This is a genomic window from Altererythrobacter sp. C41 (assembly GCF_016803135.1).
Classification (GTDB): Bacteria; Pseudomonadota; Alphaproteobacteria; order Sphingomonadales; family Sphingomonadaceae; genus Pelagerythrobacter.
The window spans coordinates 566,766-582,768 of record NZ_JAEVFE010000001.1; the positions used below are offsets into that span (position 1 = coordinate 566,766).

At 66.4% G+C, this 16,003-nt stretch carries 18 protein-coding genes; 16 read left to right on the forward strand and 2 right to left on the reverse strand.

Annotation, left to right across the window (positions count from 1 at the left end):
- Positions 1-21: 21 nt before the first annotated feature.
- Positions 22-1,026: a cytochrome c oxidase subunit II gene (gene coxB / locus JNO53_RS02700; protein WP_238401536.1), complete on the reverse strand. Its 1,005-nt coding sequence runs from the start codon at positions 1,024-1,026 to the stop codon at positions 22-24.
- Between the two features lie 227 nt (positions 1,027-1,253).
- On the opposite strand from coxB, the gene pyrE reads away from it, so the two are divergent.
- From pyrE to ruvX, 7 genes are read left to right on the forward strand one after another with little or no spacing between them, the layout of a single operon-like run.
- The gene (pyrE, locus tag JNO53_RS02705; RefSeq protein ID WP_203107355.1) at positions 1,254-1,832 is read left to right on the forward strand and encodes an orotate phosphoribosyltransferase; all 579 of its coding nucleotides are present in this window, start codon (positions 1,254-1,256) and stop codon (positions 1,830-1,832) included.
- Positions 1,833-2,561, forward strand: a complete 729-nt coding sequence (locus JNO53_RS02710; RefSeq protein WP_203107357.1) for a pyridoxine 5'-phosphate synthase — start codon at positions 1,833-1,835, stop codon at positions 2,559-2,561.
- 10 nt (positions 2,562-2,571) lie between these two features.
- The gene (acpS, locus tag JNO53_RS02715; protein ID WP_203107359.1) at positions 2,572-2,973 is read left to right on the forward strand and encodes a holo-ACP synthase; all 402 of its coding nucleotides are present in this window, start codon (positions 2,572-2,574) and stop codon (positions 2,971-2,973) included.
- Positions 2,931-3,854: a signal peptidase I gene (gene lepB / locus JNO53_RS02720; protein ID WP_203107361.1), complete on the forward strand. Its 924-nt coding sequence runs from the start codon at positions 2,931-2,933 to the stop codon at positions 3,852-3,854. Before acpS ends, lepB begins: the two co-directional genes overlap by 43 nt.
- Positions 3,826-4,944, forward strand: a complete 1,119-nt coding sequence (locus JNO53_RS02725; protein WP_203107363.1) for an AI-2E family transporter — start codon at positions 3,826-3,828, stop codon at positions 4,942-4,944. Before lepB ends, JNO53_RS02725 begins: the two co-directional genes overlap by 29 nt.
- The gene (locus JNO53_RS15315; RefSeq protein ID WP_238401538.1) at positions 4,944-6,080 is read left to right on the forward strand and encodes a DUF3089 domain-containing protein; all 1,137 of its coding nucleotides are present in this window, start codon (positions 4,944-4,946) and stop codon (positions 6,078-6,080) included. The genes JNO53_RS02725 and JNO53_RS15315 overlap by 1 nt, the downstream gene beginning before the upstream one ends.
- Positions 6,062-6,547, forward strand: a complete 486-nt coding sequence (ruvX, locus tag JNO53_RS15320) for a Holliday junction resolvase RuvX (protein WP_338015282.1) — start codon at positions 6,062-6,064, stop codon at positions 6,545-6,547. Before JNO53_RS15315 ends, ruvX begins: the two co-directional genes overlap by 19 nt.
- A gap of 22 nt (positions 6,548-6,569) precedes the next feature.
- Here the strand turns inward: ruvX and JNO53_RS02735 are convergent, their stop codons facing one another.
- Positions 6,570-7,448 carry a diacylglycerol/lipid kinase family protein gene (locus JNO53_RS02735; RefSeq protein WP_203107365.1) on the reverse strand — a complete coding sequence of 293 codons (879 nt, stop codon included), beginning with the start codon at positions 7,446-7,448 and terminating at the stop codon, positions 6,570-6,572.
- A gap of 145 nt (positions 7,449-7,593) precedes the next feature.
- Here JNO53_RS02735 and purS point away from each other — a divergent pair, with 145 nt between their 5' ends.
- The 9 genes from purS to JNO53_RS02780 all read left to right on the forward strand — a co-directional run bounded on the left by purS (position 7,594) and on the right by JNO53_RS02780 (position 15,983).
- Entirely contained in the window at positions 7,594-7,833 is a 240-nt protein-coding gene (gene purS, locus JNO53_RS02740) for a phosphoribosylformylglycinamidine synthase subunit PurS (protein WP_203107367.1), read from the forward strand.
- Positions 7,833-8,510, forward strand: a complete 678-nt coding sequence (gene purQ / locus JNO53_RS02745) for a phosphoribosylformylglycinamidine synthase subunit PurQ (protein WP_203107369.1) — start codon at positions 7,833-7,835, stop codon at positions 8,508-8,510. The genes purS and purQ overlap by 1 nt, the downstream gene beginning before the upstream one ends.
- Positions 8,511-8,830: 320 nt before the next feature.
- On the forward strand, positions 8,831-9,127 hold the full coding sequence (locus JNO53_RS02750) for a hypothetical protein (protein WP_203107371.1): 297 nt from the start codon (positions 8,831-8,833) through the stop codon (positions 9,125-9,127).
- 210 nt (positions 9,128-9,337) lie between these two features.
- Positions 9,338-10,243: a LysR family transcriptional regulator gene (locus tag JNO53_RS02755; RefSeq protein WP_338015292.1), complete on the forward strand. Its 906-nt coding sequence runs from the start codon at positions 9,338-9,340 to the stop codon at positions 10,241-10,243.
- Between the two features lie 71 nt (positions 10,244-10,314).
- Positions 10,315-12,285: a TonB-dependent receptor domain-containing protein gene (locus tag JNO53_RS02760; RefSeq protein ID WP_203107373.1), complete on the forward strand. Its 1,971-nt coding sequence runs from the start codon at positions 10,315-10,317 to the stop codon at positions 12,283-12,285.
- Positions 12,286-12,332: 47 nt separating this feature from the next.
- A complete protein-coding gene (locus JNO53_RS02765; protein WP_203107376.1) occupies positions 12,333-13,295 on the forward strand; it encodes a siderophore ABC transporter substrate-binding protein in 963 nt (320 codons plus the stop codon).
- Positions 13,296-13,301: 6 nt separating this feature from the next.
- On the forward strand, positions 13,302-14,273 hold the full coding sequence (locus JNO53_RS02770) for an ABC transporter permease (protein WP_203107378.1): 972 nt from the start codon (positions 13,302-13,304) through the stop codon (positions 14,271-14,273).
- On the forward strand, positions 14,266-15,231 hold the full coding sequence (locus tag JNO53_RS02775) for an iron chelate uptake ABC transporter family permease subunit (RefSeq protein WP_203107380.1): 966 nt from the start codon (positions 14,266-14,268) through the stop codon (positions 15,229-15,231). The genes JNO53_RS02770 and JNO53_RS02775 overlap by 8 nt, the downstream gene beginning before the upstream one ends.
- On the forward strand, positions 15,228-15,983 hold the full coding sequence (locus JNO53_RS02780) for an iron ABC transporter ATP-binding protein (protein WP_203107382.1): 756 nt from the start codon (positions 15,228-15,230) through the stop codon (positions 15,981-15,983). The genes JNO53_RS02775 and JNO53_RS02780 overlap by 4 nt, the downstream gene beginning before the upstream one ends.
- Positions 15,984-16,003: the final 20 nt, after the last annotated feature.

Sequence of the window (16,003 nt, forward strand, 5' to 3'; positions counted from 1 at the left end):
CGCGTTTCTCTTCGACTTCTATCAATTGGTTGCGGCGGCGGCTTCGGCGCCGTCGGCATTCTCGGGAGCGGCCTCGCCGCCCTCGGCGGCCGGCGCCGCGGCGGGAGCGGCAGGAGCCGCTTCGGCCTCGTCACCCACGCTGCCGCCCGGCTGCGAACGGACCCAGGCCTCCCACTGATCGCGCGGAAGCGCCTCGACCGCGATCGGCATATAGCCGTGGCGCGCACCGCACAGTTCGGAGCACTGGCCGTAATAGATGCCGGGCTCGTCGATCGTCAGCAGACGCTCGTTGAGGCGGCCGGGAACCGCGTCGATCTTGAACCAGAGCGAGGGCACCGCGAACGAGTGGATGACGTCGGCCGCGGTCGTCTGGATGCGCAGCGGCGTATCGACGGGCACGACCATGCGGTTGTCCACCTCGAGCAGTGCGGGCAGGCCCTTCGCCTTCGCCTCATCCTCCGGCATCATGTTCGAGATCACCTCGAACCCGCCGTTGTCGGGATAGCCGTAGCCCCAGTACCACTGATAGCCGGTGACCTTGATCGTCACCGCATCTTCGGGCGGGGATTCGTACTGGTCGGAAAGCAGCGAGATCGAGGGGACCGCGATGCCGACCAGGATCAGAACCGGGACGAGCGTCCAGACCACTTCGATGAAGGTGTTGTGCGTCGTCTTCGACGGGGTCGGATTGGCGCCGCGGCGATAGCGGACGATCACCCACACCAGCAACGCAAGCACGAAGATGCAGATGAGGCCCATGACCCACATGAGGCCGACGTGCAGACCGGAAGCCGTGTCGCCGATCGGCGAGAACTGGTCCTGCACGTCCCAGCCGCCCGCGGTCGGCTGCCCCTTGATCCACTCGGGACCGAGCGGTTCGTAGCCACCCGCTGCGGGCGCCGCATCGCCGGCGGGCGCAGCGGCCGCCTCGGCAGGCGCGGCTTCCGCCACGGGCGCTTCCGCCGCATCCTGCGCGAACGCACCCTGGGGCGCCAGGGCGAGCGCGATCGCTGCCCAGAAAACCATTACGAACCGCGTAGCCCCTTGGGGCCAGTCACCGAATCTCATCTGTCCGACGCTTTCCGTTCTTGTCATTGAGAGACTGCAATATGCAGCCGCGAAAACCCCGTCGGGGGACAGGTCTGGGCGGCCCTATACGCCCGCTTGCCCCCTGCCTCAAGCGCTTCTAGGAGAAAAATCCGAAACCGGCGGATAACGCTGCGAAACGCTCCAGAAACGGACCGCAAACCTCGATGACAGAAGACGAAGTTCTCCACGAGTTCCGCACGAGCGACGCGCTGCTGGAAGGGCACTTCAAGCTCTCTTCCGGCCGCCACAGCGCCTTTTACCTGCAGTGCGCGCGCGTGTTGATGGAGCCGATGCGCGCGAGCCGCCTCGCCGCCGCGCTGGCCGCGAAGATGCCGCGCGAGTTGCGCGCTTCGGTGGACAAGGTGGTCTCCCCTGCGATGGGCGGGATCATCATCGGTCACGAGATGGGCCGCGCGCTCGGCAAGGAGGCGATCTTCCTCGAACGGCCCGAAGGCACGTTCGAATTCCGCCGCGGCTTCGATCTGAAGCAGGGCGACAAAGTGCTCGTCGTCGAGGACGTCGTGACCACCGGCCTCTCCTCCAAGGAGGCGATGAAGGCGGTCGAGGCGGCGGGCGGCGAGGTCGTCGGACTTGTCTCGCTGGTCGACCGTCGCGGCGAAGGGGTGACGTTCGACGTCCCTTATCACGCGCTGCTGGACATCACCTTCCCGACTTATGCGGAGGATGAAGTTCCCGCCGAACTCGCGGCGGTGCCGGTCACCAAGCCGGGGAGCCGCAAGTAAGTGGCCGGGCGGCTCCGCCTCGGCGTCAACATCGATCACGTCGCGACCATCCGCAACGCGCGCGGCGGAGCCCATCCCGATCCGGTGCGTGCGGCGGAGATCGTGGCCCGCGTCGGCGGCGACGGCATCACCGCGCACCTGCGCGAGGACCGGCGGCACATCCGCGACGAAGATCTCGCGCGGATCCAGGCGGCGACCGACTTGCCGCTCAATCTCGAGATGGCCGCCACCGACGAGATGCTGGCGATCGCGCTGCGCCACAAGCCGCACGCTGCCTGCATCGTGCCCGAGAAGCGGGAGGAGCGAACGACCGAAGGCGGCCTCGACGCGGCGGGTCTGCACAACCAGCTCGCGCCGGTCGTCTCGCGGCTGATCGATGCCGGGATCCGCGTCAGCCTGTTCATCGAGGCGACCGAGCGCCAGCTCGATGCCGCCATCCGGCTCGGCGCGCCGGTCGTCGAATTCCACACCGGTGAGTACGCCCACGCCGCCGGCGAGGATCGCGCGCGCGAATTGAAGCGCATCGCCGACATGGCCGCGCTCGCCGCGAAGAACGGGATCGAGCCGCACGCCGGCCACGGGCTCACTTACGAGAACGTGCAGCCGATCGCCGCCATCCCCCAGCTCGCCGAGCTCAACATCGGCCACTATCTCGTCGGCGAGGCCGTGTTCGTCGGGCTTGAGCAGGCCGTGCGCACGATGCGCGAGCTGATGGACGACGCGCGGTGAGGCGGGCGCGGTGATCATCGGCCTCGGCTCCGACCTTTGCAACATCGAGCGCATCCAGGCCGCGCTCGACCGGCACGGCGAGCGTTTCGAGCAGCGCTGCTTCACCGCGATCGAACGCGCCAAGGCCGCCAAGCGCCCTTTCACGCGCGCGGGCACCTACGCCAAGCGCTTCGCCGCCAAGGAGGCGTATTCCAAGGCCGTCGGCACCGGATTCTTCCGCGGCGTCTATATGAAGGACATCGGCGTGGTGAACGCGCCGTCGGGCGCGCCCACGCTCGCGCTGGCGAACGGCGCGGCCAAGCGGCTTGCGGAATTGACGCCGCCCGGCCATGAGGCGGTCGTTCATCTCACCCTAACCGACGACCACCCATGGGCGCAGGCGTTCGTCGTGATAGAGGCCCGACCCCTTTGACCGCAGAAAATCCGACCGTGAGCGAAACGACCACCGAAAAGGCGAAAGAGCGCGAGAAGATCAACTGGGTCTCCGAACTGCGCGGGCTGGCACTGATGCTGCTCGCCGTGCTGGGCTTCCACAGCTTCGTCGCCAAGCCGTTCTACATCCCCAGCGAATCGATGATGCCGAACCTGCTGGTCGGCGACCGGCTGGTGGTGAGCAAGTATCCCTACGGCTGGAGCTGGGCCTCGATTTCCTTCCACCTCATGCCTCGCGGCGACTGGCGCATCTGGCCCGCGACGCCGGAATATGGCGACATCGTGATTCCGGTCCATCCGGAGCGCGACGAGGACTATATCAAGCGCGTCGTCGCCCTCCCCGGCGACCGGATCGCGGTGGTGGGCGGGCAGATCGTGCTCAACGGCACGCCGGTCCCGCGCGCGGTCGAGCCGCCCGTGCAGATCCCGGTCGACGACAATTCGCCCTGCGATCCCTACACCTACCCAGGCATGCGGACGACCACGTCCTCCGGCGAGGCCGTCTGCGAAATGCCGACCTACCGCGAGACCATGCCGAACGGCGCGAGCTATCTGGTCGTCGATCACACGACGCAGGATCTCGACAACTTCGCCGAGATCACCGTGCCCGAAGGGCATGTGTTCGTGATGGGCGACAACCGCGACCATTCGGCGGATAGCCGCGAGTATGGCTCGCGCGGGCTTGGCGGGCCGGTTCCGCTGGCGAACATCGGCGGCCGGGCAGAGTTCATCACGTTCTCGCTCGACGGCACGACCAGCTTCAACCCGATCACGTGGTTCACCTCCTTGCGCGGCGACCGCGCCTGGACCACACTGCGGCCCGCAATCGCCGATGGGGGCGCCGAGAGTGAGCAAGACTGACGAAGCACCGGACGCGCCGATGGGCGTCAGTCCAACCCACATCGGAAGTCCCAAGTTGCGCTACGAAGCGGCGCGCGCGGTCATCTGGGCCGCCGTGATCGGGCTTGCGGTCCTCGCGGTCTATATCTCGCAGTCGTTGCTGGTCATCTTCGGGGCGATGGTCTTCGCGTCGATGATCGACGGCGGTGCGCGCCTGCTCGGCCGCTGGCTCAGGATCGGGCGCGGGTGGCGGGTCGCGATCGTGATCGTCGCGATGGTCGCGTTCCTCGCCTGGCTCGGCTACTTCGCCGGCTCGCAGATCTCCCAGCAGGCCGCGCAATTCCCCGCCATCGTCGGCGAGCAACTGGGCCGTCTGCTGGCGCTGCTGCGCGAGCAGGGCTTCGCGATCAGCCAGGACGACGTCCAGAACGTCGTCGGCAGCCTCGTCAGCGGCGTGGGAACCGTAACCCGTGCGATCGGCGGCATCTTCGGCGGTCTGGCGACGCTGCTGCTGATCCTGATCATCGGCATCTACATCGCGATCGATCCGAACCTCTACGAGCGCGGCGTCGCCTGGATGGTGCCGGAGAACCAGCGGAGCGCGTTCTACGATACCATAGAGCACATGTCCTTCACCCTGCGCCGGCTTCTGGCGGGGCGCCTGTTCGGCATGTTCGCGGAAGGTCTCTTCACCTGGGCGCTGCTCGCCTACGGCGGACAGTTGATCGGGATCGGTCCGGTCCCGATGGCCGCGCTGCTCGGCCTGCTGACCGGCCTGCTCGCCTTCATCCCCAACATCGGCGCGCTGATTTCGGGCGTCCTGATGGTGCTGGTCGGGTTCTCGGGCGGCACCGACATGGGGCTCTACACGATCTTCGTCTATCTGCTCGTGCAGAACTTCGACGGCTATATCCTGGTCCCGATGATCGCGAAGAAGACGGTCGATCTGGCGCCCGCGCTCGTTCTCGGAGCCCAGCTCATCTCCGGCGTCGTGTTCGGCATCCTCGGGCTGGCGCTGGCCGACCCCATGCTGGCGATGATCAAGGTGGCGCTGGAACGCCGGGCGGAGCGCCTCGACAACGATAACAGGCTGAACGAGGCAAGCGCCTGATGGCTCGCAAGTTTCTCTACTTCATTGCCGTTCTGATCGTTCTCGCCCTGGTGGCGGTGTTCGCGCTGCGGCTCTACTGGGACGATCTGGCCGAGATCGCCTACGTCCCGCGCAGCGAATTCGTCGAGCAGAAGCCGCTCGAGACGAACGCCTATCAGGACCCGGCGATGTGGCTCTCCCGCCCCGGGATCGGGCTCGACGACGCGGCGCGCTGGCAGCCGGCCATGCGCGGTGAAGGACGGCAACTGCCGCAGGCCGGCGAGGCGAGCCAGAACTTCGCCGTCTTCTTCGTGCATCCGACGAGCTATCTCGACAGCGCCAACTGGAACGCGCCGCTCGACGACGAGCAATCGCAGAGCATCGCGCGCATCTACGTTCGCGGCATGGCGAGCCCGTTCAACCAGGCGAGCGAGATCTGGGCCCCGCGCTACCGCCAGGCGACCTTCGGCGCATTCCTGACCGATTCCCCCGAAGCGCAGCAGGCGATCGATGCCGCTTACGACGATGTGAAGCAGGCGTTCGACTTCTTCGTCGCCAGCGTCGACGAAGACGTGCCGATCGTGCTCGCAGGGCACAGCCAGGGCGCGCTTCACCTGCTCCGCCTGTTGCGGGAGGAACTCGCAAACAGTCCGTCGGCGGGCCGTGTCGCGGCGATCTACGCAGTGGGCTGGCCGATCTCGGTCGAGCACGATCTGCCCGCGCTCGGCTTTCCCGCATGCGCCACCCCCTCGCAGGCCGGCTGCATCATGAGCTGGTCGACGTTCGCCGAACCCGCCGATCCGGCCCGCGTGATCGAGGCCTACAGCGGCTCGCGCGGCTTCGATGGGACGATGCGCGGCGAAAGCCCGATCCTCTGCACCAACCCGCTCACCGGCGGGATCGGCGGCGAAGCGCCGGCCGAGGCCAACCTCGGGACGCTCATCCCCAACGCCGACTATTCGACCGGCGAGCTGGTTCCGGGCGCGGTGCCCGCCCGCTGCAACGAACGCGGCCTGCTGCTGATCGGCGATCCGCCCGAAGTCGGCAGCGCGGTGCTGCCGGGCAACAACTACCACGTCTACGACATCCCGCTGTTCTGGCAGAACGTGAAGCAGGATGTCGCCAATCGGGTCGAGGCGTGGGCAGCGCGGCCCTGATCACCGACAGCAGCGCCGAGTTCGGTGCCGCCCTGCCCGGCGGCGGCACGCTGCTCGCGCTTGACCTCGGGACGAAGACGATCGGCACCGCCACCTGCGATGCGGGCTGGCAGTTCGCCACCGCGGGCAAGACCCTGCCCCGCGGCAAGTTCGGCCGCGATCTGGAGGCGCTCACCGCAATCGTGCGCGAGCGGCGGGTAAAGGGTCTCGTCCTCGGCCTGCCGCGCAACATGGACGGGAGCGAGGGTCCGCGCGCGCAGGCGAGCCGGGCCTATGCCCGCAATCTCTCCGAACGCCTCGCGCTGCCGATCCTCCTGTGGGACGAACGCTGGTCCACCACCAGTGCCGAGCGCGATCTGATCGGCCAGGACATGAGCCGCAGGAAGCGCGCCGAACGCATCGACAGCCACGCCGCAGCCGTGATCCTGCAAGGCGCCATCGACGCGCTGACGGGCAGCGCGTTCTAGACCGCCTCCGCGCGAAGAAGCGTCAGATCACGTACTGCAGCGCCGTTCCGCTCGGCCCGATCGCATAGGCGCAGTCCGGAATATGGTCGCCATCGACCTGCACCGGGCTGACGCAGCGATCGAACACGACGCGGCGCACGGTGCGGATTTCGGCGAGACCGAGGCGATCGAGCGGCAGGCGCAGCATCGCCGCGCCGGAAAGCGCCAGCGTGCCCAGCCGGGTCGAGCGGCGCAGCGTGATCAGTTCCACCGAATCCGCCGCCAGCGCGGCTCGCGGGCTGAGCCTGAACGGACCGGCGTAGAGCGCGCCGTGCGAGGCGATCGCCGCTTCGGCCTCGCAGGAGAAAGCCGTTCCGTCGGCAAGCTCGCCGCTGATCGTCATGGTGTCGCGCGGCCAGCGCCGGAGCTGGCGCATGATCGCGACGACATAGGCGTAGCGCCCGAGCCGCTTCTTGAGCGCGCCGGAAACCTGCGCGACCGCATGACTGTCGGGCCCGATGCTGAGGCAAGCGACGATCGGCATTTCACCGAGGCGGTAGAGCGGCGCGCGCACCCAGCTTTCGGGCCCGCGCTCCCATGCGGCAAGAACCTGCTCCGCAAGCCGTTCGGGATTTCTCGCGTAACCGAGTTCGCGGGCGACGAGGTTGATCGTGCCCGACGGGGCGATCGCCAGCGGCACCCTGCCCGCGTTTTCGCCCAGCGCCTGAACCGTGTCACGCAAGGTCCCGTCGCCGCCGTGAACGCAGACCATGTCCGCCTGGCCCGAGAGCCAGGCGCCGTCGACCTGGCTCGCCACCGGCGAGACGGAGACTCCGCGAATGGAAAACGCCGCAATCAGCGCGTCCAGCCGTGCCTGGCGGAAATTGCCCGCCGCCGGATTGTAGACGAGATCGATCTTCATCGCGCCGGCCTTAGCATTCCCACCTTGCCAAAAACCCAAGGTTTCGCGCCTTCCCTGTTCAAGGCACAGCTTGCCCTGCGGTGCGCAGCAAGCCATAGGCTGCGCGCGAGTCGATGAGCACTCTTAGCGAAAGGCGCGCCGCCCCATGAAAGTCCGCATCCATGTCAGCCTCAAGCCCGGCGTGCTCGACCCGCAGGGCCGCGCGGTTCACCACGCGCTCGAGGGCCTGGGTTTCACCGGAGTAGAGGACGTCCGCGTCGGCCGTCTGATCGAGCTCGACGTTGCGGATAGCACGAGCGAAGCCGAGCTCGAGGACATGTGCCGCAAGCTGCTGGCCAACACGGTGATCGAGAACTTCCGCATCGAGAGCATGGAGGCGGCGTGATGGCCTTCCGCTCCGCAGTCATCACCTTCCCCGGCTCCAATTGCGACCGCGATCTGGCGGTCGCGCTCGAGAAGGTCTCGGGCACGCCGGCAATGCGCGTGTGGCACGGCGATGCGGAGCTGCCCGAGCGGCTCGATTTCATCGGTATCCCCGGCGGCTTCTCCTACGGCGACTATCTTCGCTGCGGCGCGATCGCGAGCCGCAGCCCGATCATGCGCGCGGTGATCGAGGCGGCGGAGCGCGGCGTGCCCGTGCTCGGCGTGTGCAACGGCTTCCAGGTTCTGACCGAGAGCGGCCTGCTGCCCGGCGCGCTGATGCGCAACGCCCAGCTCACCTTCACCTGCCGCATCGCCCCGCTGCGGGTCGAGAACAGCCAGTCGCTGTTCACCGGCGGCTATGACCGGGGGCAGAAGATCATGCTGCCCGTCGCCCATCATGACGGCAACTATTTCGCGGACGAGGACACGCTCGACCGGATCGAGGGCGAAGGCCGCGTCGCCTTCCGCTACCTCGACGCGTGCAACGGCTCGCGGCGCGACATCGCCGGCATTCTCAACCACGCCGGCAACGTGCTCGGCATGATGCCCCACCCCGAGCGCGCGATCGAATCCGATCACGGCGGCAGCGACGGCCGCGCCTTGTTCGAAAGCGCCGTAAAGGGCCTGGTCGCCGCCTGAGGACCGCGGCCCGGCGCGGCTGCACGTCCCCGAGTTTCCGGTGATCGGAACTGCCGTCCTCTGATCGAGAGGCAGGCTGCGGCCCGCACAGGCTAACCGCCGCTTACCGCCGCACTTTCTATCGCACTATATCCCCGCACGGGATGGAGCACGCAGTCATATTGCGCGGCCGCCCTTGCCTGCGGACCGATTGTTCTGCACATTGTGCATGCAAATAGAGCGCGGAGAAAAAAGCGCAGCAAGAAGGAGACCGCCACCAGGGCGATGGGATGACAGTCAGGTTCCGAAAGAGGGCCGGCTAACGGAGAGGAGATGGAGAGATGCTGATTGCAACTTGGCTTGCGATGTTCGTCATCGGCTGGTTTTCGGATCGGTGGCGCTCCGGCCTGCCGATTGCGCCGGTGGTTGCCGCAGGGACGACGGCGCTCTGCCTCGTCACCACGAACAGCCCGGTCTTCACCGCGGTCGAACGACACCTCAGCTTCACCGCCGAGAGCATGGCGCTCAATTTCCTGGTGAAGCTGATCTATGCCTTCCTGTTCTACTCGGCCGGACATCTCGGCAAACGCGCGCTCGATCGATCGCGGCGCAATTCGGCAGAGCCCGGGATCGGCTAGATTCCCGCTTGGGACCCGATGCGATTTTGGGTCTAAAGCACCCAGGTTTCGCGAAATTCCTTCGTAAAGCGACCTAGCTCGCTTTTCGCCGGCTTCGACCACGCCGTCCTCGCGGGAGTTGACCCGCGCCCACTTTCCGCGACAGTGTGCGAATGATTCGCAATAGGAGCTGTCGCGATTTCCACCCGTGTTGATCCCAGTCTGCTGGTCATCCTCGCAATCCTTCTGAAGACCCGGAGCGTCACGCACACGGCCCTCCAGCTCAAGACCAGTCAGCCGTCGGTCAGCCGGGCACTGGCGCAATTGCGAAGGCTGCTGGAAGATCCGCTTCTCGTGCGAAAGGGCGGCGGCATGACGCTCACGCGCCGCGGCGAGGAACTGGTCGCGCCGCTGCAGCAGTGGCTCGCGGCGACCGAAGCACTGCTCGAACCGCCGCTGTTCGACCCCTTGCGCCTGAAGCGCAGGTTCCGCATCGCGTCGACCGACTTCGGCGTCTCCGCAGTCATCGCGCCTGTTTTGCCGAAGTTCATGACGCTCGCACCGCAGGCGTCGATCGAGGTGGTGCCGTTGAAGGGGGGCATGACCGACGAGCTCGCTGCCGGCGACGTCGACTTGCTCGTCTCGGGCCTCGATCCGAACCCCAGCCAGACGCACGAGCGCTATCTCTTCACCGAGGACTTCTCCTGCCTTTTCCGCGCCGGACATCCCCTGTCGCGCGGGCGATCAGCCATTCCGCTCGACGAATTTCTCGAATGGCCGCACATCGCACTGACGGTAGGCGAGCACGATTTCGACCGCATCGAGAGCCGCCTCGGTTCACTCGGGCGCCGGCGGATCGTCGCGCGATTGCCGTACTTCGGGGCATCCGCGGAAGTGATCGGCAAATCCGACGCCGTCGTCACCCTTCCCACCCGCGCGGCCCGTTATTTCGCGGCCGCGCACCGCCTCGGCTGTCGCGGTGCGCCGCAGGAAATCGGCACCTTCGACTATCGCCTCTTGTGGCATGAGCGAACCGCGCGCGACGCCGCTTCGGTCTGGTTGCGCGACCTGCTGGCCGAGCCACATCATTCAATTCGCGAAAGACCGAAATCCGATCTGGATATTTGCCGCCTCTGATTCCGGCTGGCAGTCGCACTTGAGAAGCAATCGCAATAAACCGGTTGCCCTCAAGGGGTCTCGAAGAATTGATGAACGACGCGCTTTGCCGCCGCCTGCTCGCATCCGCCGTGTTTCCGAGCCTGGCGTTCGCGGTTCCCGCTCATGCCGAGGTGGCCGCCGATCCGGACGCCATTGTTGTGACCGCCACTTCGCGCGAGCAGCAGGTCAAGGACGCGCCCGCGTCGATCAGCGTCATCACGCGCGAAGAGCTGGAGCGCCTGCCCTATCGCGAGCTGACCGATGCTCTGCTCGAGATTCCCGGCGTTACGGTGACACCCGGTGAAGGGAACAGCCGTGATATTTCGATCCGCGGCATGTCGCCGCAATACTCGCTGATCCTCGTCGACGGGCGGCGGCTCAGTTCGCGCGAATCCCGCACCAACGGGGGCAGCATCAGCGAGGGCGGGCTGCTGCCTCCGCTGGAAGCGATCGAGCGGATAGAAGTCGTCCGCGGCCCAATGTCCTCGCTTTACGGGTCCGACGCGATGGGCGGTGTGGTCAACGTGATCACCCGCAGCATTGCCGAAAGCTGGCGCGGCAGCCTCCGCGTCAACGGCACGCTCCAGCTCGCCGAGGATTACGGCAACTTCTACGACGGCAATTTCTACATCTCCGGCCCCGTTGTCGGAAACGCGGTCGGCCTGCAGGTGCAGGGGTCGATCAACCGGCGCGAGGAAGACGATGTCGTCGGCGGCACACCCGAGCGCGAGGACGAGTCGATCGCCGCCAAACTGGGCTTTGACACAGGCTCCAGTCACCGCTTCATCCTCGAAGGCGGCTATTACCGGCAGAAGACCGTCTCCACCGCCGGCAAGACCGTCGAAGTTTCGGCGACCGAGCCGGAGGGGACCGAAGCGCCGATGACGCAGAACCGCTGGGTCGCCTCGCTCAGCCATAACGGCGACTGGGGTTTCGCCGACTCGGACAGCTACCTCCAGTACGAGGATGCGGAGCACGTCGAGGGCAAGAAGCGGATCAAGAACACGGTGGGGCAGTCGATCTGGACGGTGCCTCTGCCTGCCAACGTCCTGAGCGTCGGGCTGTTCTATCGGCATGAGGACCTGACCGACCTGACCGGTAACGGGTTGTCCGGATCCACGCGCACCGGCGCCACACGCACCAACTGGGCGCTCTTCGCCGAGAACGAACTCAGTATCCTGGACAATCTGAAGCTGACCGGCGGCATCCGCATGGATGACGACGAGCAGTACGGTTCCCATTGGACGCCGCGCATCTACGCCGTGTGGAACATCACTCCGGAATTCACGCTGAAGGGCGGCTATTCGCAAGGCTTCCGTGCCCCGAACCTGCGCCAGACTCTTCCTGACTGGGGTCAAATGAGCCGCGGCGGGACCATCTATGGGAACCCCGATCTGGAAGCGGAGACGTCGCGCACGCTCGAAGCCTCCCTGCTCTATGACGGCGGACCTCTCGAAGCGAGCCTCGCCGCCTACGACACGCGCTTCAAGGACAAGATCACCCGCATCACCTGCGAGGAAGCGGGCGCATGGTGCGTCGATGAACCGTTGAGCTCGATCGGCCGTCCCCCGACCACTTACGTCAATATAGACGAAGCGCGTGTGCGCGGCATCGAGGCGACCGTGAACCTGCGGCTTACGCAGGCGGTCAGGCTGAATGCCACAGGTACCCTGACCGATTCCGAGCAGTTGACCGGCCCCGCCGCGGGCGCGGCGCTCAACGACACGCCCAAGCAGCAGGCCAGCGCATCGCTGAGCTGGCGGCCGGACGATCGTTTCAGCGGCTACCTGCGCGCGGTCTATCGCGGAGAGGAGGCCGTCACCGAAGCGCAGATCAGCGGCGAGAACGTGGTGGCCGCCTCTTACACGACCGTGGACATCGGCGGCTCCTACAGGATTTCGCCGGCGTTCACGCTGCACGGCGGTGTCCAGAACCTGTTCGACAAGCGCCTCGCCTACGCGGACTACGCCTATGTCATCGATCCTGCGCGCGTCTGGCTGGGCGTGGCCGCGCGGTTCTGAGGGATCCTCCCGATACTGTTGCTTCAATCGCTAACGGAGACATTGTAATGTGGAAGAAAGCTTCGGCGTTGGGCGGTCTTGCGGCCGCCGCGCTGCTCTTGGCGGGATGCGGCGATCCTTCGGCATCCGCCCAGCCTGGCGCGTCGGAAACGCAGCCGGTAACCCATGCACAGGGCACGACCGAAATCCCCGCAAGCCCTGCTCGGGTGGCGGTATTCGACCTGTCGGCGCTCGACACACTCGATGCTCTGGGCGTCGGCGTGGCAGGTGTCGCGGGCGACAATTTCCCGCCTTATCTCAGCAAGTACGGCGAAGACGGCTATGCGAAGCTGGGCACTTTGTTCGAGCCCGACCTTGAGGCGGTCAACGCACTGCAGCCGGACCTCGCGATCACCGGCGGCCGCTCGAGCGCGAAGTATCAGCAGGTCGCCGGAATGGTGCCGACCATCGACATGCGCACGGACAACAATGCGCCGATCGCGACGACCGTCGCAAACACGCGCATGCTCGCCGCGATCTTCGGCAAGACCGACGAGGCCGAGCAACGGATCGCGCGCCTCGAGCAATCGATCGAGAACCTCCGCGCCCGCACCGCCGAGGGGGGCCGCGGCCTGATCGTCCTGACGACCGGCGGGCGCATGAGCGCCTATGGCCCCGGATCCCGTTTCGGGGTCATCCACACCGACTTCGGCGTACCCACCGCGGCGGAAGGCCTCGATACGTCGCTTCACGGCGAGGCGATCGGTTCCGAATTCATCCGCGAGCGCAATCCGGACTGGCTGTTCGTGATCGATCGGGACGCGGCGATCGGCCAGGGCGATGCGGCCAAGCGCCTGCTCGACAATCCGCTCGTGCGGGAGACCAACGCGTGGAAGAACGATCAGGTCGTCTATCTCAACCCCGTCGCCTGGTACCTTGTCGGCAGCGGCCTGCAATCCACCCAGACCATGGTCGACGAGATCGCGGCTGCCTACGAGCGTGCCGAAGGCACCTCCGCAGAAGGCCAGTGATCGAGATTGTTCGAACGTAACGGCAGGCTCGTCCTCGCGTGGACGGGCGTCGCCGCACTCGCCTTCGTCAGCCTCACCATCGGGGCCGGGACGTTGCACCTGGAAGAGCTGTTCTCAGGCTCCGGGGGCAACGCCTCGGCTCTGCTGCGCGAAAGCCGCGTCCCGCGAACCCTCGCGCTGGTCCTGGCCGGGAGTTCGCTCGCCATAGCCGGGCTGATCATGCAGATGATCGCCCGCAACCGTTTCGTAGAGCCTGCCACGGCCGGCACGGCGGAATCCGCTGCGCTGGGCGTCCTGGCGGTAATGCTCCTCGCCCCGGGCATTTCCGTTCTGGCGAGAATGCTCGTTGCCGGGGGTTTCGCGCTGGCAGGCACGTTCCTGTTCCTGCTGATCCTGCGCCGCATTCCCCATCGCTCGGCACTGGTGGTGCCGCTCGTCGGCCTGATGCTCGGCGGGGTCATCGATTCCATCACTACGTTCTTCGCCTATCGCTATGATCTGCTCCAGTCGATTTCGACCTGGATGGCCGGCGACTTCTCGGGCGTGCTTGCAGGACGCTACGAACTGCTCTGGATCGGATTCGCGCTCGCGCTCGCGGGCTACCTTGCCGCGGATCGATTCACCGCCATCGGCATCGGCGAGACATTCGCCGTCAACGTCGGCATCAACTATAACAGGGTCGTCGCGATCGGGCTGCTGATCGTTTCGCTCATCACGGCGAGCGTGGTCGTGACGGTCGGCCTGATCCCGTTCGTCGGGCTGATCGCCCCCAACCTGGTGGCCATGCGAATGGGCGACAATGCCCGCCGCTCCCTGCCCTGGGTGGCTCTCACCGGTGCGGCGCTGATCCTGCTGTGCGACATCGCCGGCCGCGTGGTTCGCTATCCTTACGAGATTCCGGTGGGGACCGTCGTCGGCGTGGTCGGGGGCGCGGTCTTCCTTGCGCTGCTGCTTCGAAGGGAGCGGCAGGTTGGCTAACAGCGCCATCCGCTCCTCCCGACAGACGCTGTTCGGCCTTTTTGCCGGGGCGATGCTGTGCGTGGCGCTGTTCCTCACGGTCGGCGCGAACGGGCAGTGGGACTTCGTCCTGCCATTCCGCGGAACCAAGATCCTGACAATGGTGCTGGTCGGCTACTCGGTGGCCGTTTCCGCCGTGCTCTTCCAGACCGCCACCGGCAACCGGATCCTGACGCCGGGCATCATGGGTTTCGATTCCCTCTTCATTCTGCTCCAGACGCTCATCGTCTTCTCGATCGGCGCGCAGGGCTACACCGGCATCGACCCGCGCCTGCTCTTTGCAGGCCAGGCGGCCCTGATGATCGGCTTTTCGGCCCTGCTCTACCGCCTGCTGTTCCACAGCGGCGGGCGGAGCCTGCACCTGCTGGTCCTCACGGGCGTGGTGCTCGGCATCCTGTTCCGCAGCCTGTCGGAATTCGCCGGCCGGGTGATTTCGCCCAACGAGTACCTGTTCCTGCAGGACAGGTTCTTCGCCTCGTTCAACAATCCGGACACGCAGCTTCTCGCGTTCTCCTACGGCGTGGTCGGAGCCGTCTCGCTGATGGCCTGGCGGATGCTGCCGGCATTCGACGTCCTCGGGCTGGGTCGGGAGCGCGCCATCAGCCTCGGCGTCGATCATCGGCGCACCGTGGGCGCGATCCTGGCGATCACCGCGGTCCTGGTGTCGATCTCCACCGCGCTCGTCGGCCCGGTCACCTTCTTCGGCCTGCTGGTCTCCAACCTAGCCTATTGGCTGATACGCTCCCATCGCCATGTGCTGATCCTGCCTGCGGCGACGCTGCTCGCCGTCATCGCGCTGCTGGCCGGGCAACTGGTGCTGGAGCAGGCGCTCGGCTTCGGCACCAACTTGCGCGTGGTCCTGGAATTCGCCGGAGGGATAACCTTCATCTTGCTGCTCTTGCGTGATCCCCGTCGATGATCGAAGCAATCTCCGTCACCAAACGCTACGGCTCCTCCGTCGTGCTCGACGATGTCTCCGTGAAGATCCCGCATGGCGGGATCACCGCGATCATCGGGCCGAACGGCGCCGGCAAGTCCACGCTGCTGGGCGTCATGAGCCGCCTGATCGCCCCCGACGCCGGCCATGTCACGATCGACGGCATGCGGGTGGATCAGACGCCTGGCGCGGTTCTGGCGCGGCGGCTCGCGATCCTCCGCCAGGATAACCACATCATGCTGCGTCTGACGGTGCGCGATCTGGTCGCCTTCGGCCGCTATCCGCACAACCACGGCCGCCTCTCGCTGGCCGACCGCGACATCATCGAGCAGGCCATCCGGCAGCTCGATCTCGATGCTCTGGGCGACCGCTATCTCGACGAACTTTCCGGCGGCCAGCGCCAGCGCGCCTTCATCGCCATGGTTCTCGCGCAGGAGACCGATTACATCCTGCTGGACGAGCCCTTGAGCAGCCTGGACGTGCAGAAGTCCGTGCAGATGCTCGGCCTGTTCCGAACCGCGGCGGATGAACTCTCCCGAACCATCGTCATCGTCGTGCACGACATAGCGTTCGCCGCAAACTACGCCGACCGCATCATCGCCATGCGCGACGGCCGCATCGTTGCTGACGGGTCGCCTGACGAGGTTATCCGGCAGGACGTGCTCGAGGAAATCTATGATGTTCCGATCGGCGTCCACCATGTCGATGGGCGCCGTCTGCTTGCATATCCATAAAGCAGTGCGCCCTATAGTCC